Genomic DNA, 25,506 nt, shown 5'->3' with positions numbered 1-25,506 from the left:
TGTTAGGCGTTACACTCGACACGACCGAATTGAGCAGAGCCTAAATAAAACTTATACATATCCTATTCACACGCCTCTGGATTGTTAAAACTATCTACTTTCAACTCCCATGATGTAACACAAGGGAAACTCCAAAAAACATACTTTTAACAAGCTTCTTTTAGCTAATTGTTACCACTAGTTTAATAGCAATCAGTATGATATAAGGTTGCTAAAATAATGATTTAACGAACAATAGTTAAACGTTACATTATCTTATGTGATTAGTTGGAGCGAACGTGGAAATAGTCGCAAATTATAAGTTTGAAATTCTCGAGCAGATTGGTAAAGGTGGCTTTGGTCACGTCGAAAAAATTAGGCTCTTCAACATGAGTGAAACTCATTCCGGATTGTATGCTAGAAAGGTTTTAGACCCACAAGTTGAACTGAAACTTTATCATGAACGTTTTGAGAAAGAGGTTCTATGTCAATCTAAATGTCAGCATAAACACATAGTACAGATTTACATCGCTGTTCTTTATTCAGATAGACCTTATTTTATAATGGAGCTTGGTGATGTTGACCTTCAAACTTTACTCGACAACGATTTACTGGATGAATCAGAAAAATTTCAAGTCATGGATGCCGTGCTTTTAGGTCTGAAACATATTCATGACCAAGGGTTCGTTCATCGTGACATCAAACCAAGTAACATCATCCAGTATGCCGATGGCACGTTTAAAATTTCCGACTTTGGTTTGATACGCAGAACTGATGCCACAGAAGAAAGCAACCCTTTAACGTCAATTGGTTTGGTCTTGGGTACTGAAGAATACATGGCTCCAGAATTACGCTTTGTTGGAAATGACTACTCTGAAAAATCCGATATATTCGCGATGGGCAAGATTTTTGAGAGGCTGAACCTTCAACATGAGGGGATACGAGGCATAATCACAAAATGCTGTAAAATGGACCCATCTGACCGTTATGAAAGCATCGATGAAGTTTTAATGGACATAGAATCCTTACAAGGAGCTAATGCTGCATGACCGCATTCAACTTAAATGAAAGTAGTGCTTTCAGTTTTCCTAAGCCAGAAAAGCCAAATAATGAAGATTCTATATTGGGACCCGTCCAAGTTGATAATGGATTCTTGTTTGCTGTAGCTGATGGGGTTGGTTCTTACACTGGGGCAGATCTCGCATCTTTGAGTGCCATTGATGTATTAAAGAGCATAGAAACAAAAGATGCTCTTCTAGATTACAAGTCAATATTTCCTAAAATATTGGAACAGATAGCCTCATTATCGAGCTATGATTCTAAGTATGAACGAGCATCGACTACTCTTACCTACTGTTACTTAGATGAAACCAATCTATACGTAGCCCATATTGGTGATTGCAGAGCCTACGCCAAGAAAGGTAAGAAGCTAGTTCAATTAACGAAAGACCATACTCAGCATCAGTACTACCTCGATAATAAAATATTTAAGAAATCCGAACTAAAAAACGTTAAAGGTAAAGGTGTAATAACTACCGCTATTTCTCGTGTTGTAGATATGAAACCAGATTTTTATACATTTAACTTAGATGAAGTGACAAACAGTGAAGATAAAACTATTTCGATCTATTTAATGAGTGACGGAGCCCATTCTTTTTGGGAAAAATCACCTCGCTTCTCTGAAAACACTATGAATAGTGTTCTTTCAATGGCTGGAAGTTTAAAACGGAGAATCGAACGTAAAGGCCCAACTGATGATTACTCGTTCATCGCCTGTAAATTTAAGAAAAGATAGAAGAAATAAAGGCTCGATTAACGAGCCTTTTAAAATAGGACTAGAGGTTCAGATTGAATGGAGCTTAATGAACAAGAAAAAGAGATTATCGACAGAGCAATCGAATTCGCAAAAAGAAACAGAACCGCAATCTGTAGACGTATTACCGATAAAAACATATACAGCCCAGAAGAAGACCCAGTATCTGTATTTATGAGTGGCTCACCTGGCGCAGGCAAGACTGAATCATCTAAGGAATTAGTTGCTTCGATTTCAGACAATAATGACAGTGTCCTACGACTGGATCCTGATGAGCTAAGAGCTGAATTCGCAGACTATGATGGTTCTAACTCATACCTTTTTCAAAGAGCGGTTGTTATCCTTGTAGAAAGAGCCCTAGACTATATTTTCAAAGATGATCAAAGTTTTATTTTAGACGGCACACTTGCTAGTTACACAGTAGCGGAAAGAAATATTAAAAGGTCGTTAGATAAAGGTCGAGCTGTATTAATAATATTTGTATACCAAAGGCCTGATTTAGCCTGGGAGTTTGTAACTGCTAGAGAGAAAGTCGAAGGACGAAAGATTCTGCCCGAGCACTTTGTAGCACAGTACTTTGGATCACAACAGGTTATCGAAGACTTGAAAGCAAAGTTTGGTAAACAAATAAAAGTTGATTTGCTAATCAAAGATAATGATGGGAGTACTCGGGTCTACCATAGTAACGTGAATAGCTTGAAATCATATCTCAAACCAGACTATACTCTGGAACAAGTTAAAGAGATTGTTGACATATAGTGTAGAGGAGAGGCCTATGTCTAAAGAAAAAACGCACAAAGTAGCTTCCACACCATTGTCGAGTTTCGTGAAGCAAGCATCTTCTGGCGAGAAGAAAAAAGTGTACCGTAAGGTTATAGTCGCGGCTTCAGAGTCACAAAATATTACTATAGCGAAAGCAAAGGTACATGCAGTAGCTTCTTAAAGCATTACTTATAATATTAAGGTCGCATTAGCGGCCTTTTTTAATTTAGAGTTCATTAGCCGGCTCATCTAGTTTGGTGTAAGAACAACAGTTAAACAGTTCAAACTAAAACACAGTCTTCTTCAAGGTCGATTTCAAAATCAACGGGCGGTAGGTTTACTAAATGCTTGTTCGTTGCATTCAGTAGCTCGACTTTCGCGGGCTTCCCTACTTCGTTTGTGTAGATGGTCGCAAGATAAAGCTTGTCTGATCGGTGGAACGCATCATGAAAGCTCACTTCTCTGTTTAGCAAGCTGGCAAGCAATGGTTTGGTCACAGGAATGTAAGCCCACTTAATGCACTGGCCGTTGTCGTAATCCCCACTCCAATACACCATAAACCTTTGGGTATTTTCATTCTTAACCGAGAAACACTTCGGCCCTAAGACGTCTTGATACACTTCCAGTAGTTCCAATTTACCCAGCTGTGTACCTGTTGGGAGTAAGTTCATTGCTCGTTCCTCATCTTTCTAACTTTGCCTATCAAACCTTGCCTATAATCTTATAATTAAATACTGTTTTTATATACAGTTATTTGGGCGTATTTTGATATGGCGGTTCGAAATCGAAAAGGCGGCAGCAACAATCAATGAAGAAGGCGTTGGTTTCGCCGATCTTTAAGTCACGAAAACGTTTGTCTCCATTAAGTTCTAAACTATAACGATTAATTACACTTCAGCCCTTGTTTAACCTTTTATTGCCTCCATATTTTCCATACAATCCTAAGCGATTATAAATAAAAACAATTTCAATTTCGGAGTCCTCATGAGCGACGTAAAGCACTGTAATTTATTGATTCTTGGTTCTGGCCCTGCTGGCTATACAGCTGCAGTTTACGCTGCTCGTGCAAACCTAAACCCAGTACTGGTTACCGGTATGCAGCAAGGTGGTCAGCTTACCACCACAACAGAAGTTGAAAACTGGCCGGGTGATGCTGAAGGTTTAACGGGTCCTGCTCTAATGGATCGCATGAAAGAGCACGCAGAGCGCTTTGAAACAGAGATCCTGTTCGACCACATTAACGAAGTTGATCTATCAAACCGCCCTTTCCGTCTTAAAGGCGATTCAGGCGAGTACACGTGTGATGCATTGATCATCTCAACAGGTGCATCGGCTAAGTACCTAGGTTTAGAGTCTGAAGAAGCATTTAAAGGTCGTGGCGTTTCTGCTTGTGCTACGTGTGATGGTTTCTTCTACCGCAACCAGAAAGTAGCGGTTGTTGGTGGTGGTAACACGGCAGTTGAAGAAGCACTTTACCTGTCTAACATCGCGTCTGAAGTTCACTTAGTTCACCGTCGTGACACATTCCGCGCTGAAAAGATCCTAGTGAAACGCTTAATGGACAAAGTAGAGAACGGCAACATTGTTCTTCACACTGATCGCACACTAGACGAAGTTCTAGGCGACGACATGGGTGTAACGGGCGTTCGTATTAAAGATACTCAGTCTGATAAGACAGAAGATATCGAAGTAATGGGCGCATTCATTGCTATCGGTCACCAACCAAACACTGAAATCTTCAAAGGCCAAGTCGACATGAAAGATGACTACATCATCGTTCAGTCTGGTCTTGAAGGTAACGCAACACAAACTAGCATCCCAGGCGTATTCGCTGCGGGTGACGTAATGGACCACAACTACCGCCAAGCAATCACTTCTGCAGGCTCGGGGTGTATGGCTGCACTGGATGCTGAACGCTTCCTAGATGGCCTTAACGATAAGTAAATCTGAGATTGCAGATTTAAATATCGAAGCCCTCACCTCAATAGATGCAGGGTGTCATCACATTTTGTTGTAAATCCCTAGAGCCCAGTGGTATATCCACTGGGCTTTCTTTTGTATACTACCCGCCCTCAACAAATAATAATTATCATTAAGCCTTCATAATGGATAAGAAAAAACAACGCAGCTTGAACAAGTGGCTTAAGCAACAGAGTAAGTTAGCGAAACGCTGGCTTATGATTGCGATTAGCCTTGGCGTACTTTCAAGCGTGTTCTTAATTGCTCAAGCAGCTCTTCTCGCCTCTATTCTTCACCAACTGATCATCGAGAACGTCGATAAATCTGAACTGGTTGGTCATTTCGCAGGCTTGGCATTATCGGTCGTTGGCCGTGCTGGCTGTACATGGGGACGTGAAATCGCAGGTTATCGCTGTGGTGAACAAATCCGTGTCTACATCAGGCAACTCATCCTAGATAAATTACGTGAGTTAGGCCCTGCTTACATTAAAGGTAAACCTGCCGGTACGTGGGCAACGCTGTTGTTAGAACAAGTAGAAGACATGCAAGACTTCTTCTCTCGTTACTTACCTCAGATGTCTCTGTCGGTAATGATTCCATTCATTATTTTGGTTGTGGTGTTCCCAGTAAACTGGGCAGCAGGATTGATCTTCTTGCTGACTGCTCCGCTGGTGCCGATGTTCATGGCACTTGTGGGAATGAAGGCGGCCGATGCGAACCGTAAAAACTTCAAAGCGCTACAGCGCCTTTCAGGTCACTTTTACGACCGTTTGCAGTCAATGACGACTATCCGTCTATTTGACCGCACCAACGCTGAAACAGAAGTACTTAAAGGTGCGTCAGAGGTGTTCAGAACACGCACTATGGATGTATTGAAGATCGCTTTCTTGTCTTCTGCTGTACTTGAGTTCTTCACGTCGATCTCTATCGCGATGACGGCTGTTTACTTTGGTTTCACCTACATCGGTGAGCTTAACTTCGGCCACTACGGTGTTGGCATTACGCTATTCGCAGGTTTGTTCATCCTTATCTTGGCGCCAGAGTTTTACCAACCTCTGCGTGACTTAGGTACTTTCTACCACGCGAAGCAACAAGCAGTTGGCGCAGCCGAAAGTATTGTCGAGTTCTTAGAAACCGACATCACTAAGGTAAAATCAGGCGACACTCAACTCGATCCGGCTCAAGGCATCAATATTGAAGCTACCGACCTAAAAGTGTTAAGCCCTGAAGGTGTTCAATTAGTTGGTCCTATCTCGTTCGCATTGAACACTCGCCAATCAACTGCGTTAGTTGGCCCAAGTGGTGCGGGTAAAACGAGTTTGATCAACGCTATTCTTGGTTTCATGCCTTACGAAGGAAGCTTGAAAATCAATGGCATTGAACTGCGTGACTTAGACTTAGACTCTTGGCGTAAGACGATCAGTTGGGTTGGTCAAAACCCATTGTTGTTGCACGGCAGCATTCGTGACAACGTCACCCTAGGTAAGCACGATATTGCTGACCAAGTTGTCGAGAATGCACTTGAGCAATCATTTGCTAGCGAGTTCGTTAACGAGCACGGCTTGGATTATATGATTTCTGATCGCTCTGGCGGCCTGTCTGTTGGTCAATCTCAGCGTTTGGCTCTGGCTCGCGCAATGATTCAAGACGGTCAGTTCTGGTTATTAGATGAACCAACAGCTAGCCTAGATACTCGTAGCGAACAGTTAGTGATGAAAGGCATCAATAGCAATATTGAAAGCCGCACTGCCCTGCTTGTGACGCACCAACTCGCTCCTCTTAAATCAGTCGATAATATTCTGGTGATGCGCGATGGTGCTCTGGTTGAACAAGGTCATTACTCTCAGCTTTCGACTGCGGGTGGTTTATTCGAAGAGATGCTTAACGCGAACTTAGCTCAACAAGATAATAAGGGTAATTTAGATGCGTGATTTACTGCCTTACCTGAAACTCTATAAAAAGCATTGGTTTGGCCTATCGCTAGGCATGCTATTGGCTTTTGCTACTCTGTCGGCTTCTATCGGCTTGTTAACGCTATCAGGTTGGTTCATTTCAGCTTCCGCGGTTGCTGGCCTTACGATTGCACGTGAAACCTTCAACTACATGCTACCGGGTGGTGGTGTGCGTGGTTTGGCAATGAGCCGTACTGCGGGTCGTTGGGGTGAACGTGTTGTTAGCCACAATGCGACATTCAAACTACTGACTGATCTGCGTATCTTCTTCTTCAAGAAGCTGGCTCCGCTGATCCCAGGTCGTATCTCAAACCTTCGTGACGCTGACCTTCTCAACCGTTTGGTTGCTGATGTAGACGCCATGGATCACGTGTACTTACGTTTAGTAAGCCCAGTGACGGTGGGTGTGTTCGGGATTTTCTTCCTGACTCTGTTCTTAATGTGGTTCGATAGTTCGCTTGGTTTGATCTTAGGTTCTATCCTTCTGATCATGCTGTTGGTTTGGCCAATCTTGTTCTACAAGCTGGGCAAGCGTAACGGCGGTGAACTGACACAGAACAAAGCTGATCTTCGTGTGACTACGCTAGATTGGATTGAAGGCTACAGCGAACTGACTCTGTTTGGTGCTGAAGAGCGTTACCGTAATGCGATTCTAGAAACGCAACGAAAGCTGATGGCGAATCAGTTTGTGAATGCTAACCTAACCGGTATGGCTTCGGCTGCGCTAATGCTGTTCAACGGTCTGACGCTTGTTCTTATGCTTTGGCTTGCGGCTGACGGTGTGGGTGGTAATGCACCAGATCCGTTCATCGCGCTAATGGCATTCGCAACCATGGCAAGTTTTGAACTGCTGATGCCTATCGCAGGCGCGTTCCAGCATTTAGGTCAAACTCTGTCTTCTGCTCGTCGCTTGAATGAAGTTATTCTGTCAGAGCCTGAAGTTCAGTTTGCTGAAGAGAAACTCGACATCAACAAGCCGCTTGATATTACGTTCTCAAACATGACGTTCAACTACCCTGACTCTGAGCGCAGTGTTCTGAACGCTGTTGACCTAACGATCCCTGCCACGCACAAGGTTGCGATTGTTGGTCAAACGGGTTCTGGTAAATCGACTCTGATCCAGCTTCTGACTCGCTACTGGGATCCTAAAAAGGGCTACATCTCAATCGCGGGTATTGAACTGACACAGTGGAATGAATCACAGCTTCGTGAATCAATCAGTGTGGTAAGTCAGCGTGTCGACATTCTAAATGGTACTTTGCGTGACAACTTGTTGATTGCAAGACCAGAAGCGACCGATGATCACTTAGCGAATATCCTAAAAGACGTGGGTCTAGAAAAGCTACTTGAGAATGACGGTCTTGATAGCTGGTTGGGTGACGGTGGTCGTCAACTGTCTGGTGGTGAGAAGCGCCGTATTGGTATCGCACGTGCCATTCTTCATGATGCCCCTATCCTGCTTCTAGATGAGCCGACAGAAGGCTTAGATAAGCAAACTGAGCAGAGCATCATGGCGCTGTTCGAGAAGCACTTCGAAGGCAAAACGGTTATCTTCATTACGCACCGTTTGATTGGTCTGGAATCGATGGATTCGATCGTTCTGATTGAACAAGGCGAGATTGTTGAAAACGGGTCTCATGAGAAACTGTTGAACGAAGAAGGACGTTACTTCCAACTTCGTCAGGCAATCTAGCTTCTCATAAGTTATAAAGAAAACGATTCAAAGCCCGAGTTTATACTCGGGCTTTTTAGTGTCTTTATGTTTTTGTATCTTCACTCTTGAGCAATCTATTAGGCAAGTTTGGTTTTAAGCCTCTTTACTAAATCACTGACTTATCGAATTGGTTTTAAACAAAGTTCTGTTTGAGCTTCTCTTCCAACGCTTTGACGCACAGTTTGATGGCAATCGGTGTGTTTGAGGCGAATGGATTCAACGCATAAACCGTGTTTGTGGGTAGTTGAAAACTTGGTAAGAGATCGACCACTTCATTGGATAACTGAGAGAGGTAGAAATCTGGAATCACACCGATACCGACACCAGATTTGATCAACGCGAGACAACTATGAAAGGAGTTCGTAGTGCAGCTTGCTTGTTGTTGGTAAATAAAGTTTTGATCTGTTTGAGAAGTAAAGTGATGAGAGACTTGCTTACCTTGCCATGAGTTAGCAATGTAAGGAATAGATTCAAGCTCACGAGAACGCATGCTTTCAACGCCACACAACACGTCTTTAAACTCGCCCAAGCGTTTCTGCTTTAGGTTACTGTCACGAGAAGTTCCTACTCGTACTGCGAGATCAATATCGTGTTCCATGAAATCTAAGTGCTGATCATCGCTTATAAGCTCGGGTTTTAGCTTGGGATATTGCTTCATTAGATCTGCGACAACAGGGGCAACGAGCAAGTCCATAAGAGCATTCGGTGCAGTAATACGAATCCGACCTTGTGGCTCTTCTAGCTCAGCTTTGGCCATATCCCAAGCCGAGTCAGCAATCACGTTGATGTCTTTGCAGCTTAAATAAAAACGCTCACCCATACTGGTCAGAGATTGCCTCCGTGTTGTGCGTTTGAGAAGTGAAGCACCTAGTTCTTGTTCCAGAATTTTGAGGTGCTGACTGACGACGGACTTGGATAACTCAAGCTTTTCAGCCGCAGCTGATACTGAGCCCTGCTCTACGATGTGAGCGAAAATCGACATCTGCTTTAGCTTACTCATCTTATCGTTCTCTTTTTACATACAGTATTTTCTATTATCTCTGTTTTTCAACTTAATTTCCAAGGCTAAACTGAATCCAACTTATCGAGACACCCAAATCAAAGACACAGTGTTTGAAAGAAGACTGTTATGGAGAAAGACAATGTTAGACAACCAAATTTTAGAAGCATGTAAGCAAGGCATTAACGCGTGGCAGAAAGCATTCAACAGCCAAGATGCGAAAGGCTGTGCCGATCAATATACTGAAAGCTGTGTAATGGAAGCGCGTCCATTTGGTACTTTTGAAGGTCGTGAAGCGATTCAAGCATTTTGGCAAAACATCATCGACCAAGGCTTCAAAGACGTTGACTACACCGATGTTAAGTGGGAAGAACACCCAGAAGGCGGCTACATTCTGACGGCAAGTTGGACAATGAACAAAGCGTTTGGTGTTGTGCATCGTGAGCACTGGGCACTAGAAGCCGATGGTTGCGCTCGTTTAATCAGCGATGACTTTGAGGTTCAAGGCGAACGCTAGCCTGCTCGCTTTTAAAAGAACAAGCCGCTTTAAAAAATAATGCGATAACAGTAGTTATGTCGCTAAAAAATAGTTATGTCGCTAGAAAAACAAAGGCCGGTAGTCTGAATCAGACTACCGGCCTTCTCTTTTTATTCCAGCCTGTCATCGACTGCTTACGAAAAACAACCGTTATAGAGCCGCTTTCTTCGCTTCTGTAATCCAAGCATCAAACGTATTTCGGTTCGCTTTAATCCAACCGTTTACGTGCGCTTCGATATCAGCCGAGCTGTTCTTACCTTTACTCATCATCATGTTCTGAGCACTTACATCATTAATGTTAAGTTTGATGATTTCAAAAAGCTTCGCCGCAGATGGGTTGTTCTTAGCAAACTCTTTGTTCGCAATAATACGCATCGAGTTCATTTCGAAGCCGTAGTTCTTACCGTTAGACAAAGTAGTATCAACATTCGCACGATCACCCGGAAGTGAAGAGAATGGAACTTCTAACCAAACTACGTCTTCGTTAGGAACCAATACACCACTCACCCAATAAGGTGTCCACGTGTAGTAAAGAACTGACTCGCCCTTTTGGTAACGTGAAATCGTATCTGCGATGATCGCTGCATAGTTACCTTGGTTGTGAGTAACGGTATCGTCCAATTTGAATGCAGAGATTTGGTGTTCGATGACCATCTCACAACCCCAACCAGGGTTACAGCCCGTCAGGTCTGCTTTGCCATCACCATCAGCATCAAACAGCTTAGCGATTTTTGGATCAGTCAATTGACCAATGTTAGTGATGTTGTACTTTTCAGCGGTTTTCTTATCAATAAGATAACCTTGAGCGGCACCACTTACATATTGGCCTTCACGGTAGAATTTGTTATCGCCACCCGCCATTTTGTATTTGTCAGCGTGTAGTGGGAACCAACCTACTGTTAGGAACGTTGCGTCACCTTTTGCGATAGAAGTGTAAGCTACGTTGTAGTCCACTTCTTGCGTTGATTTCACATCGTAACCAAGCTCTTCTAAAGCACGGTTAACAATCAGTGTTTGGAACGTTTCTTCAGCAACTGAAGATTGAACGGGCTGAACTGATACACCTTCACCCGGTAAGCTTGCAGCCCACACGTTCGTTGATACAGCCAGTGTCGAAACGATGCTAACGGCTAGCTTACTCTTCCATGAATTATTCATTGGTGTTTTTCCTTAGTTGTAGTTCTGATTGTTTACCGCGATTTAAAGCTTTTAGCACAAGGGAAACAGGCCCCATGTGATACCAGCGTAATTTTGTATTACCTGCATTTACCCCGAGAACTTGGGTAATGCGGTCAAGTAGGATTGCAAGAATAACAATGCCTAGGCCACCAACAGCGGCTAATCCCATATCCAGTCGGCCAATACCTCTCAGTACCATTTGACCTAATCCACCTACCGCGATCATTGATGCAATAACCACCATCGATAGCGACAACATCAGTGTTTGGTTCACGCCCGCCATGATGGTTGGCAGTGCAAGTGGTAGTTGAATTCGGTAAAGCATCTGCTTTTTGCTGGCACCAAATGAGTGACCCGCTTCGATCAACTCTTCCGGTACTTGCTGAATACCCAAGATAGTCAAACGTACAACAGGAGGAAGTGCGAATATGATGGTTACCACCACACCCGGAACGTTACCGATACCAAACAACATTACGATGGGTACAAGATAAACGAAGGCTGGCGTCGTTTGCATGGCGTCGAGAATTGGGCGTACGAATTTAGCCGCGGTATTGCTGCGGGCGAGCCATATCCCCATGGGTAAGCCGATCAGCAGACAGAAGAATACCGATGTCATGACCAGTGAAAGCGTGGTCATCGCTTCAGACCAAGCGCCAATCAAGCCAATAAAAGTCAAAGAAACGGCTGTAGCCAAACCAAGCTTCAGGTTCGAAAACTGCCATGCAACTAAAAACAAAATGATCAACATGAATGGTGCAGGTGTCGACACCAACGCCGTTTCAAATGAACTTAGAATGAAATCGATAGGCACACGGATTGCTTGAAACAATGGACGTCCGTGCTCAACTAACCAATTCAGTCCAGACTCTACCCAAGTGTCGACGGGCAAAACTGCTTCTGCAAAAGGGTTAAGTGGATCAAAAGGTGTCGTTTCGACTGTTTCGCTGCTTAACCAATCTGCTGATGGTGAGGTATCAGCTGCTTGACCCCAAGGATCACTTGATGGCTGAGCTGCTGGAGCTGATTGAGACCATGGGTCATTATTTGTTTGTTCAGACGACATGATCTACCCCTTATCCAATGTTTGTAACAGTCGTGACTTAGTTACCACGCCAAAGTAATTACCTTGCTCATCCACAACAGGAACGGAGTAAGGCACACCGCCAACAAGGCCAAGCACATCGTTGATTGGTAAATCAGGGTTCAGCGTTAGGCCATCATCGAGCTGCGCACTGACGAGTGATTTGTTCTCTTTGTGTGCTTTACGAAGGGAATCAACAGAGACAATGCCGGAGTAACGACTGCTTTTCTCAACAACAATGCCGTATTCACGGTCGTTATCCATCAAGATTTGTAGAGCGGACGCTGGGCCGTCATGTTCTGATTTTTTAAATACCGCCGCTGGCTTCTTACGTGCAATGTCTTTCACCGTAAGAACACTTGCTACATTCACACCGCGGAAGAAAGCTTCGACATAATCGTTCGCTGGGTTGTTAAGAATTTCGTCTGGGGTACCCACTTGAACCACCTCACCGTTTTGCATAATGGCAATACGGTCACCGATTCGCATCGCTTCATCCAAATCATGGGAGATGAAAACAATGGTTCGTTTATCGTCATTTTGAAGGCGAATAAGCTCATCTTGCATTTCAGTACGAATCAAAGGATCGAGCGCCGAGAATGCTTCATCCATCAACAAGATATCAGGGTCACATGCTAGAGCACGAGCCAAACCAACACGCTGCTTCATACCGCCAGACAATTCATCAGGGTAAGATTCTGAATACGGCCCGAGACCGACTCGTTCCAACGCTTCAAATGCTGACTGTTTTCTCTTATCGACTTCAACACCCGCTAGTTCAAGACCAAACGCGGCGTTTTCAATCACTGTCATGTGAGGCATCAATGCGAAGTTTTGGAAAACCATGGAGATGTTGTTGCGACGGACTTCGCGGAGCTCATCTTCTGAGGTGTGGGCAATGTCTTTGCCTCGAAGAAGCACATTACCTTTGGTAGGTTCAATCAAGCGGTTAAGAAGGCGTACTAGGGTTGATTTGCCAGATCCTGACAGTCCCATTATGACGAAAATCTCGCCTTCTTGAATGCTAAGAGAAACATCGTTAACGCCGATCGTTAACCCTGTTTCTTCGAAAACTTTATCTTTGTTCGCGCCTTCATTAATCATTGTAAAAGCACGGTCGGTGTCTTCACCAAACACCTTGTACAGTCCCTTAACTTCCAGTATGGGATCCATGTAATTTAATCCTTTCTTAGTTATCTAAACTAATAGTTATTTAAACTCAAAACCGATTATTTAAACTTAAAAACGGTTATTTAAACCCGAAAAACGATTAGCACTCTAAGCAATTAACCCATGCAAATCAAGGGGCGTCGTTCTGTAAAGTCGATGAAAAACCGTTAAAACCCCAGCCCAAACAAAGGTCAAATATCAAGCCTATACAAAGCAAAATATTGATAATAAAGAAATTTAAATCACACTCAACACCTGCGGCATTATGTATTACTTACAGATAGATTATTGAATATTTATTTCACATCAGAACAATTAATAGGCTAAATAGACCAAGAATATGCACAAATAGTTCGTGTACAAATAATTCGAATACAAACCAATTAAGAGAGTTTAAACGCCACCAAGACTGGTAAATTAACACCATTACGAGGCGCGCACTCCCAATGACTTTTACACACATATGAAGGGCAATCTGGATAGAGTCCGTCCAATTAGGCACAGATCAGATTGATACCTTAATCTCCGATATGGAAGACATAACACCAACTGTGATACTTGCTGCAAACTGTCAAAAGTCGATTACCCAGGCCGAAAGACAACTTGTAGAGTACACATTGCTGTTCCATTCTTTACCTAAAGGTTGGGCACTCTTTCGGACGGATAAAAGGACAGGTATTAGAATGATAAAAATGCTGGTGTGTGACTTTGATGGAACGCTTGATGGCGGCTCGTCTCATGGGGTTGATCAGTTGTTTAACTACTTAACAAAGCAACCGGATATCCGCTTTATCATCGCGACAGGTAGAACACTGCCCTCAATTCGTGTGGGTTTAGCTTCTGACAACTACCCGAAACCACACACGATTATCAGCGACGTAGGCACGAGAATTCATCACGAGCACTCCCAAACGCCGGATCACACCTGGCACAATCAATTAGAAGCATCTTGGAACAAGTCAAAGGTTGAGTCTGCACTTGCATCGCTCGATTTCATGGGAGAGCGCTTAGAGATCCATCAAGGGGAATACAAGATCACTTTCGAAGGAAAACTGTCTGACTCTCAGCACGAGCTAATTGAGTCAAGCTTGGAGTCACACGGATTGGATGTACACCTTACTTACTCCCACGATTGGTACTTAGATATCACGCCTAAGGGTGTCAACAAGGCCACAGCGATTCATCATCTACTTAAACAGCATCAGTTAAGCATTGAAGAGGTATGCGTGGCTGGCGATTCAGCGAACGACACCTCGATGCTAACCATAGATGGCGTAAATTCAATATTGGTCGCGAATCATTACCCTGAGATCGCTCACCTCTCCGATCGAGATAACGTATACACCAGCAGAGCAACACATGCAGAGGGTGTGTTAGAAGGCCTTAAATACTGGCAAGGGCTTGCTGCGTCGGGGAATTAATACAAGTGTATCAAGCAGATCGCCTCGACTTGATACACTTATTTCCAACCAGGAAGCCAATGATCCTTATCGGTTAGATCGCGCCAGTTAATGTCTTCTTCTCGTTTCGTCATCACCGCTTCTATTAAGCAACGAATGACCTCCCCTTCTTCGAATTCGACCTCCGTGATCATAAAGTGCTTTTCTTTCTTTACTGGGCTAACGGCCGTCCATTTACTGCGAAGTAGTTTCTTTGGATTGATTCGATTCATTGATTTTATCTCTCGCTGTGATGTCGTTGATTAATATGAGTTGTCTACTCGACACTGGGTAATAGTCTCTATGACGCAAAAAAGATCATAAAAAAAGCCAGCGATTAAAGCTGGCTCTATTCTGGTGATTGTTTCTCGTTAGAGATTAACCATTTTTAGGTGGATCAAATGCCGTCAGTTCTAATGCTGGGCCTGTGTATTTTTCAATTTTCACAAGCGCAGAATTCGCAGCACAACCATTTGCCAAACGAGAAGTTGGAATATCCAACGTGAGCACGTTACAGCCACCATTTTTACATAAACCTGTCTCTTTATCTAAATCTGGCCAACCGCCTTCATGGATACATACAGCACCCTGTTTGATACCATCAGTCACTAATGCACCAACCAGTACTTGTCCACGATCGTTATATGCACGAACCAAATCTCCGGTTTTGATGCCACGTACTTTCGCGTCTTCTACGTTAATGGAGATAGGTTCACGGTTACCAATAGCGTACTCTTCACGCAATTTTGCATAGTTAAATTGACTGTGTAAACGGTGGGCCGCATGCGCTGTCATCAACTGAAGTTCATCACTCTTCGCTTTACCAAAGAACTCTGTAGGCTCAATCCACGTTGGATGCGCTGGACAATCCGCAAGATTGTAGCCTTCGATTGTTTTAGAGAAGATCTCGATCTTACCACTTGGTGTACCTAGCGGATTCATCACAGGGTCTTTACGGAAATCAGCATGGCGAACGAACTGTGCAGCTTTCTTGTTGTATTTCATTTCAATAAGCTGGTTATCATCCCAGAACTTACCAAACTTAGGCATACGTACACGTGCAGATTTACCCGCTTTTTGCGCTGCATCGTAGAAGCCTTTCAACCAAGCCATTTCGTCTTTACCTTCAGTAAAGACATCGCGACCACCGGCTTTGATCATCTCAGACATATCTGCAAATACATCAAAGTCGTTACGCGCTTCACCTTGAGGTTCAACTACCTTCTTCATTGGTACTAAATGTTGGTTACTGTAGTCACCTGTCATCGTCATATCATTACGTTCAAATGACGTAGTGATTGGCAATACAATATCCGCATGCTTAGCCGCTGCAGTCCAGTAGATCTCAGAGATAACCACAAGTTCAGGTTTTTGCCACGCTTTGATCAAACGGTTGGTATCTTGGTGATGAGTAAAGTTACCACCGCCCGCCCACCAAATCATTTTCAGGTCAGGGAACGTCAGTTCATGACCATTGTGCATATATGATTTGCCTGGGTTTTCCAGTGCTTCTGTAATACGAGCAACAGGGAAGCTGTTCACCGCACCTGAAACTGCCCAGTCGTTACCTGCTGAAGAACCACCACCGATCGAAGCTGAAATCGCAGGTAATACACCAGCATCGCGTGTTGGGTTACCACCATTAGAATAGTGGTAAGACAGACCAAAACCACCGCCAGGAAGACCAATCTGACCAAGCATTGCAGCTAACGTCGCAATCATCCAGTGGCGTTGCTCACCGTATTGTTGACGCTGAATGCCCCAACCCGCCATAAGCATAGTGCGGTTCTGGCTAAAGATGTCTGCTAGAAGCTCAAGTTGTTTCGCAGGAACGCCTGTGATCTCTTCAGCCCATGCTGGCGTCTTTTCAACACCGTCTTCTTTACCCATTAGGTACGCTTCAAACTTATCGTAACCACTGGTGTACTTATTCAGGAACTCTACGTCATGCTTACCCTTCTTAACTAAAGAGTGCGCGATACCCATCATCATTGCGACATCGGTCATTGGGCGCGGCGCAATCCACTGAACTGTGTCACCAAAGAAATCAACGGTTTCGGAACGCATAGGGTCAATCGCGATGATTGTCTTGCCGGACTTCTTAAGTTGATGGAAGAACTCTAGGCCTGAACAGTCGGTTGAACTCCATGCAATCTTAAGCGTGTTCATTGGGTTCATACCCCACAACACAACAACGTCTGAGCTCTCTAGTACCACAGGGTGAGTGGTTTGCTGTTCATAAACTTCGATCGATCCCATTACGTGCGGCATGATCACTTGTGCCGCGCCCGTTGAGTAATCACCTAAGTGACCAGAGTAACCACCAGCCAAGCTCATGTAACGTTGCAGCAACGTTTGTGCTTTATGCAGTACGCCACTTGAACGCCAACCGTAAGAGCCCGCAAATACAGATTCAGGTCCGTTCTCTTTACGAATACGCGTTTGCTGTTCGTGGATCAGCTTATAAGCTTCATCCCAAGACACTCGAACGTAGTCGTCATCACCACGAGAGCCTGTTGGCGCCGATGGATTGTCTAGGAAACCTTTACGTACCATTGGGTATTTGATACGCGCTTTGGTATGAACCTGATCAGGGCCTGTCGTTTGCAAGCTGTTTGGCACTGTTTGTGCCAGAGCATTAGTCGTTGAAACCAACTTGCCATCTTTTACTTCACACAACATCGGTCCCATGCGGCCTGCAGTTAATACACCTTTACCACGCTTATTCGCAGCTGATGCTGTCATTGGCGTCAATGATGTAAATGCCAGCGCACCAGCAGCCATGCCCGATCCTTTGAGGAATCCGCGACGAGTAATATCTGTCATAATTATTTCCCTTTTGTTTCTTAGTGGCCAGCCACATCTTTTGCGTGGTTCTGGAAGTATTTAGTAAGAAGTTCTAAATCTTGGTCTGAAATGTCAGTTCTTTCGCCCATGCCTTTTGCAACAGGGCCCCAAGCATTAACGGTGAAGTGGTTCGCGCCAATTTTTGCGTGGCATGTCGAGCAGTAAACGTTGTCGAGTTCTTCAGCGTACTCCCAGATTGGCTCGAGTGAATCCAGTACAGGCGCATCAACGTTCGCGGTTAACACCGCCGTTCGCCATTCATTGCCGTACGCATCCGTTTTAAAATCACCAACGTCAAGGTTCTGTTGCCCTTGGTCTGTCAGCATCGCAACGATTGAGCGCTGACCTTCGCCGTAGTAAAGCACCTGTTCTGCACCCTTCATTTGGTAAGCATGCAACTCGATTGTGCGCTCAGTACCTTCAACACTTTTCACATCTAGGCGTGCCGTTGGATTAATAGTGCCAAGGTCACCAATACTGATGGTTTCTGCTGAGTAAACGACTTTCGCATTCGGGTCTGTTTTTTCGGTGAATGCCATCAAATTATCAAAGGCTTCGCTGTCCATTTCTGGCTCAGGAGCAAAGTGAGCAACACCTTTGTGGCAGTCGATACAAGTCTGATTATTCTCTTGTCCGTACTCATGCATTTTTGCTGCATCTTCAGATTGCTCGTAGCTGTCCATCGCATCGAAAGTATGACAAGAACGACACGTGGCTGAATCGCTTTCACGCAGTTGTGCCCACACTGTTTCTGCCATTGCCATACGATGTTCTTCGTATTTATCTTCTGTATCAATTTTGCCGGTTACGAACTCATGATAAATATCTTTAGACGCACGAATTTTTGTGATTACGTAGTCAATTGGATCAGAAGGAATATGACAGTCAGAACACTCAGCTCGAATGCCTTTTGCATTGCTGAAGTGGATTGAACCTTCATATTCTTCATACGGAATTTGCATAGTGTGGCAAGAAGTACAGAACTCAGTACTCGATGTGTAGTGCATAACGGCTGCAGTACCGCCCAGCGTTAGCCAACCAATACCTATACCAACAGCGGCAATAAGAGCGATATATCGTTTTTTAATAGACATATTTAGAAATCATCTTCAACAATTAGTAACAATTGCGATCAGAATAATACTTTAGGGGTAGTCACTATTGATTCACGTCATAAATTGTCTTTATTGACAATAAAGAAAGTGAGCAATGAGACTTCAATACAACTCACTTATAACCGTGAATATCAAACCAATTGGTTTGATATTCACAAAACAAATAAAGCCAATCTCATTTATAAAATTCAACTAAAAATAACTACACGCCTTCCTATTTAAATCGCACTAAAATCAAGATAAGGAGTAACGAACCCGCCTATAATATTTGCAAAATTACGGCATTGAATTAGGCATGAACCAAACAGAGTTCCAACAAAAAATAGTGAGTTTTACTTCGATTGAACAAGCCCTTGATTACTTTGAAATTGGGTTTGATAGCAAGTTCATCAACCAAAATAGAGTCGAGCTTGTGAAGCGCTTTAACGGTTATCTGATTCTGTCAAAACCCGCTGATTGGTTTTCTGGAAGAAGAGCGCTGAAAAACGCGTACTGTAAGGTGCAACGCAGTAAACTCGATCGCTATACACGTTCTGCCTGTCGTGGTTGCACGACTTGCCAACGTCGATAGCTCAAAGTTAACCGTTAAATAGCTGTCGATTTAAAAGTAGGCAGCTAAAAAACAGATAGCTGAAATAACATCTCATTACGATTTAGTTAGTGGTTTGCTCGAAAAAAAGTGTGCTAATCTTACGGCAACTCAACTACGAGATAAAAACTACAATGAAAATTTTCAGCAACTTCGAAAGCGGCAACATTCACGTCGTTTCAGCAGATTCACCACAAAACATTCAACTAACTATTCCAGCGGATAATCAAACTGAAATCGCACAATGGTTTCATTTCCGCTTAGAAAGTGAAGCTCAACAAGCTCACCACTTTGAAATCGGCCAATTGGCAACATCTGCCTACCCTGAAGGCTGGAAAGATTATGATGTGGTTGCATCGTATGACCGTGAAGAGTGGTTCCGTATTCCATCTCAATTCGATGGCGACACATTAAGCTTTGATATCATTCCTGAACACGATTCAATGTACTTCGCGTACTTCGCACCGTATTCATACGATCGTCATCAAGATCTCTTGCACAGTGCTCAAACGCACCCTGCTTGTAAGCTAGAAACTCTCGGCCATACGTTAGATAACAACGACATCACTTTGCTAACCATCGGTGAGCCAAGTGAAGAGAAGAAAAACATCTGGGTTATTGGCCGCCAACATCCGGGCGAGACCATGGCTGAATGGCTGATCGAAGGTCTGCTACAACGCTTGCTTGATGAGACAGACACAGTAGGCCGCTCACTGTTAGACAGCGTTGTATTCCGCGTTGTACCTAACATGAACCCAGACGGCAGTATCCGTGGCCACCTACGCACTAACGGTATTGGCGTTAACCTAAACCGTGAATGGCAGTCACCTTCTATGGAACGCAGCCCTGAGGTTTTCCTTGTTCGCGAGCGCATGCTAGAGACTGGTGTTGACCTGTGTCTAGACATCCACGGTGACGAAGCGATTCCATATAACTTTGTTGCTGGTAGTGAAGGTACGCCTTCATACAATGAGCGCATTGCAAAACTAGAGAATCACTTCAAGCAAGCTCTTCTGACTATCACGCCAGAGTTCCAAGATGAATTTGGCTACGATAAAGACGAACCGGGCAAAGCAAATATGACCGTCGGCACAAACTGGATCGGCGAACAGTTCAAGTGTTTGGCATACACTGTCGAGATGCCATTTAAAGATCACATCAGCCACGCGGACGAACTGTACGGTTGGTCTCCAGAGCGCAGTGTTGCATTTGGTCACGACATGCTAGCAGCGGTTTGGGCAACAGTAGACGAGCTATAAGACGAAACAAACTCGTTAGTTTGTCTTTAGAAGTAGTTTGTTCATATAGATGACAAAGCCCAGCACTCGTCAAAGTGCTGGGCTTTTTATATCAGATAACGATGAGTTACTTGGGTTTTAGGCGTTTAGAAGCTTTGCTTATGCCACTCTGAGGTTCGCGAAGAAAACCGGGTACCTTTGCCTAATGTGTCGTTGTTCAGCCACCATATCTTTGAAACTCGGGCCTTGTGATAACAGAACGATCACTTCATCGCCTTCTTGCCTCAATACAGAACCACGAATATCAATGCTGTTATTACCATGCAACCATAAAGTGCCTGCCATTGAGAAGCCTCGATAGACCGGGATGATGTTACTCATCATCAAGCGCACGCCTTTTTCAGAAACTTCACTGACATGAAAAAGTTCATCTTTGATTCGTATCACTGGGCGCGCCTTTTTAGGGTACTTCAGGCGGTAATACTCACGTTTCTGGGTGAATGACTCTTCACTCATCGATGACTCCCTATCTTTGTTTCATGTTTCTGTTTCTTGGTAAAAATGAACAAGCTAACTATCCGTTGTTTTCTGTTTCAAATCTAAGCTCGAAACATACACATTCATCCAATTGATGACTGTCCATTATATCGACTTTACATAGCAATGCTTTAGCCATTTATGAAGAGACTCTAAAATTCCTGAGGATTCAGTAAAAAATGAGAACTGAATAGAATATGGTATATGCCCCATTCTTAGCAACACTACCTCAGAGCTGAAACAATGCTAGTTGAATACTAAAGCCCACAAATAGAACACCACAAACAATGTTCATCATTTGTGAGGTTCGCTTTTGAACCAATAAGCGCTTGAACGTATCCGCCATTAAGATCACAATCAAGAACCACATCGACACTACTGTCGCCTGAATCCCACCAAGCATCAAACTGTCTGTCACAATCGCATCTTTTGAAACAAATTGAGGGAATATAGAAAGATAAAACAGGACGATTTTAGGATTCAGTAGATTAGTGAGGAGCCCTTTGAAAAATTGATTGTATAGCTTACTTCCCGATGCACTTACCGCATAAAGTACACCCTCTTGAGCACGCAGGGCCGCGCGAAAATGGTTATACCCAAGCCAGACAAGATACAAAACCCCAGCCCACTTAAGCCCTTCAAAGGCCATTGGGGTGTTCGACAATAACAAACTTATGCCGTTGGCCGAGATAAAGGCGTGAAAAAAGAAACCACATGACACGCCCAACACGTTCACAAATGCGAACAGCTTCCTTTGAGTTAAGGCTGTGCTTAATACCAACAAAGCATTAGGGCCTGGAATAATGGCAATAAAAAACACGATAACAATAAACAGCGATATACTGTCCCAACTCATTTCGAACTCATTTCATGAACATTTTTAGGGCGGACATTGTACGTCCATTCAATGCCATTACAATATGATTAACGTTTAATTATCGCGTATGGCTAACATACATAATTCACGCATAAAATGAGAGCGTTTATCGTGTAACGTTACAAAACTGATTTTCTAACATTTGCAGCCCTGTTAGACTCCACCTCCCTTTTGATACTTGGTTCATTTATGTCATTTGATAGCCTAGCCCTTAACCCAAAAACCGTCTCCGCGATCCCATCTCAATTCAATAAGCCGACAGAGATACAGCAAGCGGTAATTCCTACAATTATTGCGGGGAAAGACGTGCTGGCGTTGGCTCAAACGGGTAGCGGAAAAACGTTGGCATTTGGCTTACCTTTGCTGAACAGCATCAAGCATGATGTAAATGAACTACAAGCGATAATCATTGTTCCAACCCGTGAACTTGCCTCTCAAGTAGCCAAAGCACTAGAACCCATCGCAACCACACTTGATATCAAAACGGTGACACTGACTGGTGGAGTTGATATCGAGATCCAGCAACAGCAATTGTTAGAAAAGCCACAACTCGTGATCGCAACTCCTGGCCGCCTACATGCCGTTATTCAAGAGAACAAGCTCGAGCTAACCCAATGCAAGTCTTTAGTTCTTGATGAGGCAGACCGTTTACTCGACATGGGATTTTGGCCAGATGTTCAAACCATTATTTCTGCTCTTCCTAAAAAGCATCAAACACTGCTGTTTTCGGCTACGCTGCCAAAAGAGCTGATCAGTCAGACTGAGGCGCTTCTTGTTAATCCAGTAAAGGTCACGACGCATCAAGAAAACAGTGTGGTCGCGGCTATTGAAGAAACTCTGTACTTAGTGAACAAAGGCAGTAAAGTTCAAGCGCTGATCGCCCTACTCAATCAGCACGCATGGTCGCAGGTATTGGTATTTATTGGCGCAAAAGACAATGCAGATGCATTAACCAAGCGATTGAGTAAAGCCAAAATAAGTGTGAATGCGCTACACGGAAATAAGAGCCAAGAAGAGCGAGAGCAAGCATTAGAGAGTTTCAAAAATGGCAAGACTCGTGTGCTTATCGCCACCGACGTTATGGCTAGAGGCATCCATATTGATCAACTACCTGTCGTAATTAACTTTGATTTGCCATCGCATTCGGCGACTTACGTCCACCGAGTTGGTCGCACAGCAAGAGCAGGAAGTACTGGCAGCGCGATATCTCTGGTTAGCCACAGCGAAACTGACTACCTGAATGCAATTCGTACTCTGACCAATAAACCTCTTATGCTACAAGCGTTGGAAGGCTTCCCTGTTACAGACAAACCTGCATCTGAAGCGACAGCTCGCAAACGTCCGCCTAAAGACAAAATGGCTAACCGAAGAACCGCAAAAAAGAAGAGTGTTAAGCAATTTAAGAGCAAACCAAGTTCTTCGAAATAACCTGTTATTCAAAGTAACCACAGAAAATCGAATAGCCCAGTTGCACTGGGCTTTTTTATGGTTGATCTCATATTAGCAGGACCAAAATACAAACTTATGCCCTCAAACCTCCATAAAGATGCCAACCTAAATGACACTTTTATGAATTATGATGCCAAGGTATTGATTCTTGGTTGCTCAAAAAAAATACTCTAAAATCACGTTGACGCCCCTATATCTGACAACTAGATTTTTCTATTAGCGTCTAAAAACCGGGAGGTCATTGAAATGAAACGTGCAAGCTCTACATATCGATTACAACTGATTAAGGAAGTGGCTACTCGCCGAGATCGTCAGCGTTCTAATGACCCGATGGCAAACTACATACAAAACCTAATAGACAACAAAGATGACTGTGATACCTCGGTGGAACGTAACCAGAGATTCAGTGGCAGTCATTTTGATGAGCATATTGGTGGTTGGGTTAGCGACCATTGGGGTAGCAAGTAAGCCTATATCTCTAGTCACTGATATAGTCGATAGAACAGCATCGTTAGCTGTAGAATTAATATCCGTATTAACCTATCATCTGCAACAATTCCCTATCCAAGAGTAAGCAGAAAGTGCCTGAGTTAAAAAGAGAAAAAAGAAGTGATGGTTGCCTTCCAAGTGATCCCTCGCGTTAAAGAAGGCAACAACTTCGAAGTGGTTGATAAAGCAATTGAAGTTGTGAAAGCTGCCGATGTGCCTTTCCAAGTCGGAGCTATGGAAACCACGATGAAAGGTGAACTCAACCAACTGCTAGATATCGTTAAAAAAGCAGAACAAGCTTGCTACGATGCAGGGGCTGTAGAAGTGATCACAAACATTAAAATTCACAGTAAAACCACGGAAGCCGATGATACATTTTGCACGTATCATCGTGGTGTAACGAAAGCGAATCACATGTTTGTTTAATAACATTTTTATTTTAGAAAGCTGTTTATTTAAGAAAACAGGGCCTTTAAGAAAGACTCTGAAGAACCAGCGGTATTATTGAAAAGGCATGTCTGAAAGGTGAGAAAGGATTTCCATTCGCTCTTCTTCTGACATCGAATGCCAATCACGCGGAGTCTCTTCAGGGTCATCTTTCGCCCCGATCGGTTTACGATCCAGTGCTTTGACTGGCTCTTTTTTGAGTTTTACGTTCTTTTTATTCATACCGACACCACTCCTTCAGGTACAAAGGTACCTACCTTAATATTACACCCCAACCATTATGTAAAGTAATAGTTACCTCGAGGTTAAATGAAATCTCAATACTTCCTCTTTAGCCGAAAAGATCTCTTTGGGGACTTGTACTTCCCTCTTCGTCGACCGAGTTACCAACCAAGTTTTTTTGCTTCATTATTTTTCTTCTATAGCGTTGACGACACAGCTTTATGACGTGTAACTGTTCTGACGGCGTCATCGACATCCAATTAAAGCGCTCCTCCCTTTTACGCATACAGCCATTGCAATAGCCTTTGTCATCGCTTGAGCAAACCCCAACGCAAGGGCTTGGAACTTGGAAAAACTCTAACTGCTCCACCGCGCCTCCTTACATATTCAAAATTACGCTTACTATCTCAAAAATAAGCGATTAATTTGTCGCCTAGCTCATGAAATCCATACTAAACTATGACCTTATACTGACACATATAGTGTTTTGTAAACTATACTTTGAACCCATCAAGTTACACTTATTCGGTAACTTCGTTCTTTCCTTTGGAGCCTTATAATATGAAGTTTAGTTCAAAAAAATTACTAGCAGTAGCCGCTTTACCTATGATGCTAGCAGCATGCACAACAACAGGTGATAACGCGATGCAAGTAACACCAACCGATCTACAGCACCATAATTGGGAACTTGCGCAAATTGATGGCAAGAACATTGAGAAAAGCGAACACCAAGCGACACCTCGTCTAGAGATCGGCGAAAAGATGACAGCAAACGGCATGGCTGGTTGTAACAATTTCTTCGGTCAAGGCGAACTAAAAGACGGTCAATTCCGCATTAAGCAAATGGGCATGACAATGAAAATGTGTCACGGGTCTGCGATGGAAATCGAACAATCGGTTTCAGCGACTCTAAGTGAGTGGAGCGACGTAACACTAACAAACGATACGCTAGTATTGAAAAACGATGTACACACGCTAACGTACACAATTCGTGACTGGGTAAACTAATCCGTCAGAGAAACCAAATAATTGATTAAAGGAGCCCTAGTGGCTAATGCCGATCAGTTAAAGCCAAAGTGATCGGTTGAAGGATCCTTCCGAGCTGTC

Annotated in this window: 27 protein-coding genes; 15 read left to right on the top strand and 12 right to left on the bottom strand. The window is 43.6% G+C overall.

What is annotated here, in order from left to right:
* The first annotated feature begins 278 nt into the window (after positions 1–278).
* From AB6C75_RS03695 to AB6C75_RS03680, 4 genes are read left to right on the top strand one after another with little or no spacing between them, the layout of a single operon-like run.
* A complete protein-coding gene (locus AB6C75_RS03695; RefSeq protein ID WP_372106935.1) occupies positions 279–1,028 on the top strand; it encodes a serine/threonine protein kinase in 750 nt (249 codons plus the stop codon).
* On the top strand, positions 1,025–1,774 hold the full coding sequence (locus AB6C75_RS03690; RefSeq protein WP_372106933.1) for a PP2C family serine/threonine-protein phosphatase: 750 nt from the start codon (positions 1,025–1,027) through the stop codon (positions 1,772–1,774). Before AB6C75_RS03695 ends, AB6C75_RS03690 begins: the two co-directional genes overlap by 4 nt.
* Before the next feature lie 57 nt (positions 1,775–1,831).
* Positions 1,832–2,551, top strand: a complete 720-nt coding sequence (locus tag AB6C75_RS03685; protein ID WP_372106931.1) for a zeta toxin family protein — start codon at positions 1,832–1,834, stop codon at positions 2,549–2,551.
* 16 nt (positions 2,552–2,567) lie between these two features.
* Positions 2,568–2,735, top strand: a complete 168-nt coding sequence (locus AB6C75_RS03680) for a hypothetical protein (RefSeq protein ID WP_017078686.1) — start codon at positions 2,568–2,570, stop codon at positions 2,733–2,735.
* 100 nt (positions 2,736–2,835) lie between these two features.
* On the opposite strand, the gene AB6C75_RS03675 is transcribed toward AB6C75_RS03680, so the two are convergent.
* Positions 2,836–3,225: a DUF6575 domain-containing protein gene (locus AB6C75_RS03675; protein ID WP_372106929.1), complete on the bottom strand. Its 390-nt coding sequence runs from the start codon at positions 3,223–3,225 to the stop codon at positions 2,836–2,838.
* 313 nt (positions 3,226–3,538) lie between these two features.
* Between AB6C75_RS03675 and trxB the strand changes: the two genes are divergently transcribed.
* The 3 genes from trxB (at position 3,539) to cydC (ending at position 8,158) form a co-directional block, all read left to right on the top strand.
* Positions 3,539–4,498: a thioredoxin-disulfide reductase gene (gene trxB, locus AB6C75_RS03670; RefSeq protein WP_372106927.1), complete on the top strand. Its 960-nt coding sequence runs from the start codon at positions 3,539–3,541 to the stop codon at positions 4,496–4,498.
* Positions 4,499–4,659: 161 nt separating this feature from the next.
* Positions 4,660–6,444, top strand: a complete 1,785-nt coding sequence (cydD, locus tag AB6C75_RS03665) for a heme ABC transporter permease/ATP-binding protein CydD (protein WP_372106925.1) — start codon at positions 4,660–4,662, stop codon at positions 6,442–6,444.
* Complete coding sequence (gene cydC / locus AB6C75_RS03660) at positions 6,437–8,158, top strand: heme ABC transporter ATP-binding protein/permease CydC (RefSeq protein WP_372106923.1); 1,722 nt, start codon at positions 6,437–6,439, stop codon at positions 8,156–8,158. The genes cydD and cydC overlap by 8 nt, the downstream gene beginning before the upstream one ends.
* Before the next feature lie 154 nt (positions 8,159–8,312).
* Here cydC and AB6C75_RS03655 read toward each other — a convergent pair whose 3' ends face one another.
* Positions 8,313–9,179: a LysR family transcriptional regulator gene (locus AB6C75_RS03655; protein WP_372106921.1), complete on the bottom strand. Its 867-nt coding sequence runs from the start codon at positions 9,177–9,179 to the stop codon at positions 8,313–8,315.
* A gap of 142 nt (positions 9,180–9,321) precedes the next feature.
* On the opposite strand from AB6C75_RS03655, the gene AB6C75_RS03650 reads away from it, so the two are divergent.
* A complete protein-coding gene (locus tag AB6C75_RS03650) occupies positions 9,322–9,696 on the top strand; it encodes a nuclear transport factor 2 family protein (RefSeq protein ID WP_372106919.1) in 375 nt (124 codons plus the stop codon).
* 171 nt (positions 9,697–9,867) lie between these two features.
* On the opposite strand, the gene proX is transcribed toward AB6C75_RS03650, so the two are convergent.
* The 3 genes from proX to proV are packed head-to-tail and all read right to left on the bottom strand — an operon-like array spanning position 9,868 to position 13,153.
* Positions 9,868–10,875, bottom strand: a complete 1,008-nt coding sequence (gene proX, locus AB6C75_RS03645; protein ID WP_372106917.1) for a glycine betaine/L-proline ABC transporter substrate-binding protein ProX — start codon at positions 10,873–10,875, stop codon at positions 9,868–9,870.
* Entirely contained in the window at positions 10,868–11,962 is a 1,095-nt protein-coding gene (gene proW / locus AB6C75_RS03640) for a glycine betaine/L-proline ABC transporter permease ProW (RefSeq protein ID WP_009846456.1), read from the bottom strand. Before proW ends, proX begins: the two co-directional genes overlap by 8 nt.
* A gap of 3 nt (positions 11,963–11,965) precedes the next feature.
* Complete coding sequence (proV, locus tag AB6C75_RS03635) at positions 11,966–13,153, bottom strand: glycine betaine/L-proline ABC transporter ATP-binding protein ProV (RefSeq protein ID WP_009846455.1); 1,188 nt, start codon at positions 13,151–13,153, stop codon at positions 11,966–11,968.
* A 680-nt stretch (positions 13,154–13,833) separates the two neighbouring features.
* Between proV and AB6C75_RS03630 the strand changes: the two genes are divergently transcribed.
* A complete protein-coding gene (locus AB6C75_RS03630) occupies positions 13,834–14,571 on the top strand; it encodes an HAD-IIB family hydrolase (RefSeq protein WP_029224018.1) in 738 nt (245 codons plus the stop codon).
* A gap of 38 nt (positions 14,572–14,609) precedes the next feature.
* Here AB6C75_RS03630 and AB6C75_RS03625 read toward each other — a convergent pair whose 3' ends face one another.
* From AB6C75_RS03625 to AB6C75_RS03615, 3 genes are all read right to left on the bottom strand, one after another.
* Positions 14,610–14,822: a TIGR02450 family Trp-rich protein gene (locus tag AB6C75_RS03625; RefSeq protein ID WP_009846453.1), complete on the bottom strand. Its 213-nt coding sequence runs from the start codon at positions 14,820–14,822 to the stop codon at positions 14,610–14,612.
* Between the two features lie 145 nt (positions 14,823–14,967).
* Entirely contained in the window at positions 14,968–17,415 is a 2,448-nt protein-coding gene (locus tag AB6C75_RS03620; RefSeq protein WP_029225303.1) for a molybdopterin guanine dinucleotide-containing S/N-oxide reductase, read from the bottom strand.
* A gap of 20 nt (positions 17,416–17,435) precedes the next feature.
* Complete coding sequence (locus tag AB6C75_RS03615) at positions 17,436–18,530, bottom strand: NapC/NirT family cytochrome c (protein ID WP_102250602.1); 1,095 nt, start codon at positions 18,528–18,530, stop codon at positions 17,436–17,438.
* Between the two features lie 316 nt (positions 18,531–18,846).
* On the opposite strand from AB6C75_RS03615, the gene AB6C75_RS03610 reads away from it, so the two are divergent.
* Together AB6C75_RS03610 and AB6C75_RS03605 are read left to right on the top strand one after the other, a co-directional pair.
* Positions 18,847–19,122 carry a nitrogenase-stabilizing/protective protein NifW gene (locus tag AB6C75_RS03610; protein WP_372106914.1) on the top strand — a complete coding sequence of 92 codons (276 nt, stop codon included), beginning with the start codon at positions 18,847–18,849 and terminating at the stop codon, positions 19,120–19,122.
* Between the two features lie 152 nt (positions 19,123–19,274).
* A complete protein-coding gene (locus AB6C75_RS03605) occupies positions 19,275–20,399 on the top strand; it encodes a M14-type cytosolic carboxypeptidase (RefSeq protein WP_372049817.1) in 1,125 nt (374 codons plus the stop codon).
* Positions 20,400–20,537: 138 nt separating this feature from the next.
* Here the strand turns inward: AB6C75_RS03605 and AB6C75_RS03600 are convergent, their stop codons facing one another.
* Complete coding sequence (locus AB6C75_RS03600; protein WP_012603678.1) at positions 20,538–20,894, bottom strand: hypothetical protein; 357 nt, start codon at positions 20,892–20,894, stop codon at positions 20,538–20,540.
* A 250-nt stretch (positions 20,895–21,144) separates the two neighbouring features.
* Positions 21,145–21,771, bottom strand: a complete 627-nt coding sequence (locus tag AB6C75_RS03595; protein WP_012603677.1) for a LysE family translocator — start codon at positions 21,769–21,771, stop codon at positions 21,145–21,147.
* 210 nt (positions 21,772–21,981) lie between these two features.
* On the opposite strand from AB6C75_RS03595, the gene AB6C75_RS03590 reads away from it, so the two are divergent.
* From AB6C75_RS03590 to AB6C75_RS03580, 3 genes are all read left to right on the top strand, one after another.
* On the top strand, positions 21,982–23,220 hold the full coding sequence (locus AB6C75_RS03590) for a DEAD/DEAH box helicase (protein ID WP_372106912.1): 1,239 nt from the start codon (positions 21,982–21,984) through the stop codon (positions 23,218–23,220).
* Between the two features lie 267 nt (positions 23,221–23,487).
* Positions 23,488–23,709: a hypothetical protein gene (locus AB6C75_RS03585; protein WP_009846448.1), complete on the top strand. Its 222-nt coding sequence runs from the start codon at positions 23,488–23,490 to the stop codon at positions 23,707–23,709.
* Between the two features lie 144 nt (positions 23,710–23,853).
* Entirely contained in the window at positions 23,854–24,156 is a 303-nt protein-coding gene (locus tag AB6C75_RS03580) for a thiamine-binding protein (protein ID WP_017065764.1), read from the top strand.
* Between the two features lie 75 nt (positions 24,157–24,231).
* Here the strand turns inward: AB6C75_RS03580 and AB6C75_RS03575 are convergent, their stop codons facing one another.
* Both AB6C75_RS03575 and AB6C75_RS03570 read right to left on the bottom strand, forming a co-directional pair.
* Complete coding sequence (locus AB6C75_RS03575) at positions 24,232–24,399, bottom strand: hypothetical protein (protein ID WP_009846446.1); 168 nt, start codon at positions 24,397–24,399, stop codon at positions 24,232–24,234.
* Positions 24,400–24,508: 109 nt separating this feature from the next.
* Positions 24,509–24,769 carry a DUF1289 domain-containing protein gene (locus tag AB6C75_RS03570; RefSeq protein ID WP_009846445.1) on the bottom strand — a complete coding sequence of 87 codons (261 nt, stop codon included), beginning with the start codon at positions 24,767–24,769 and terminating at the stop codon, positions 24,509–24,511.
* 191 nt (positions 24,770–24,960) lie between these two features.
* Between AB6C75_RS03570 and AB6C75_RS03565 the strand changes: the two genes are divergently transcribed.
* Positions 24,961–25,407 (top strand): META domain-containing protein, encoded by a 447-nt coding sequence (locus tag AB6C75_RS03565; RefSeq protein ID WP_009846444.1) that lies wholly within the window; start codon positions 24,961–24,963, stop codon positions 25,405–25,407.
* The last annotated feature ends 99 nt before the right edge of the window (positions 25,408–25,506 follow it).

Origin of the sequence: Vibrio sp. 10N.237.312.B06, from assembly GCF_041464685.1 — a bacterium.
Lineage (GTDB): Bacteria > Pseudomonadota > Gammaproteobacteria > Enterobacterales > Vibrionaceae > Vibrio > Vibrio tasmaniensis_A.
The sequence above is the reverse complement of the archived record's forward strand: the minus strand, read 5'-3'. Positions and strand labels throughout refer to the sequence as shown.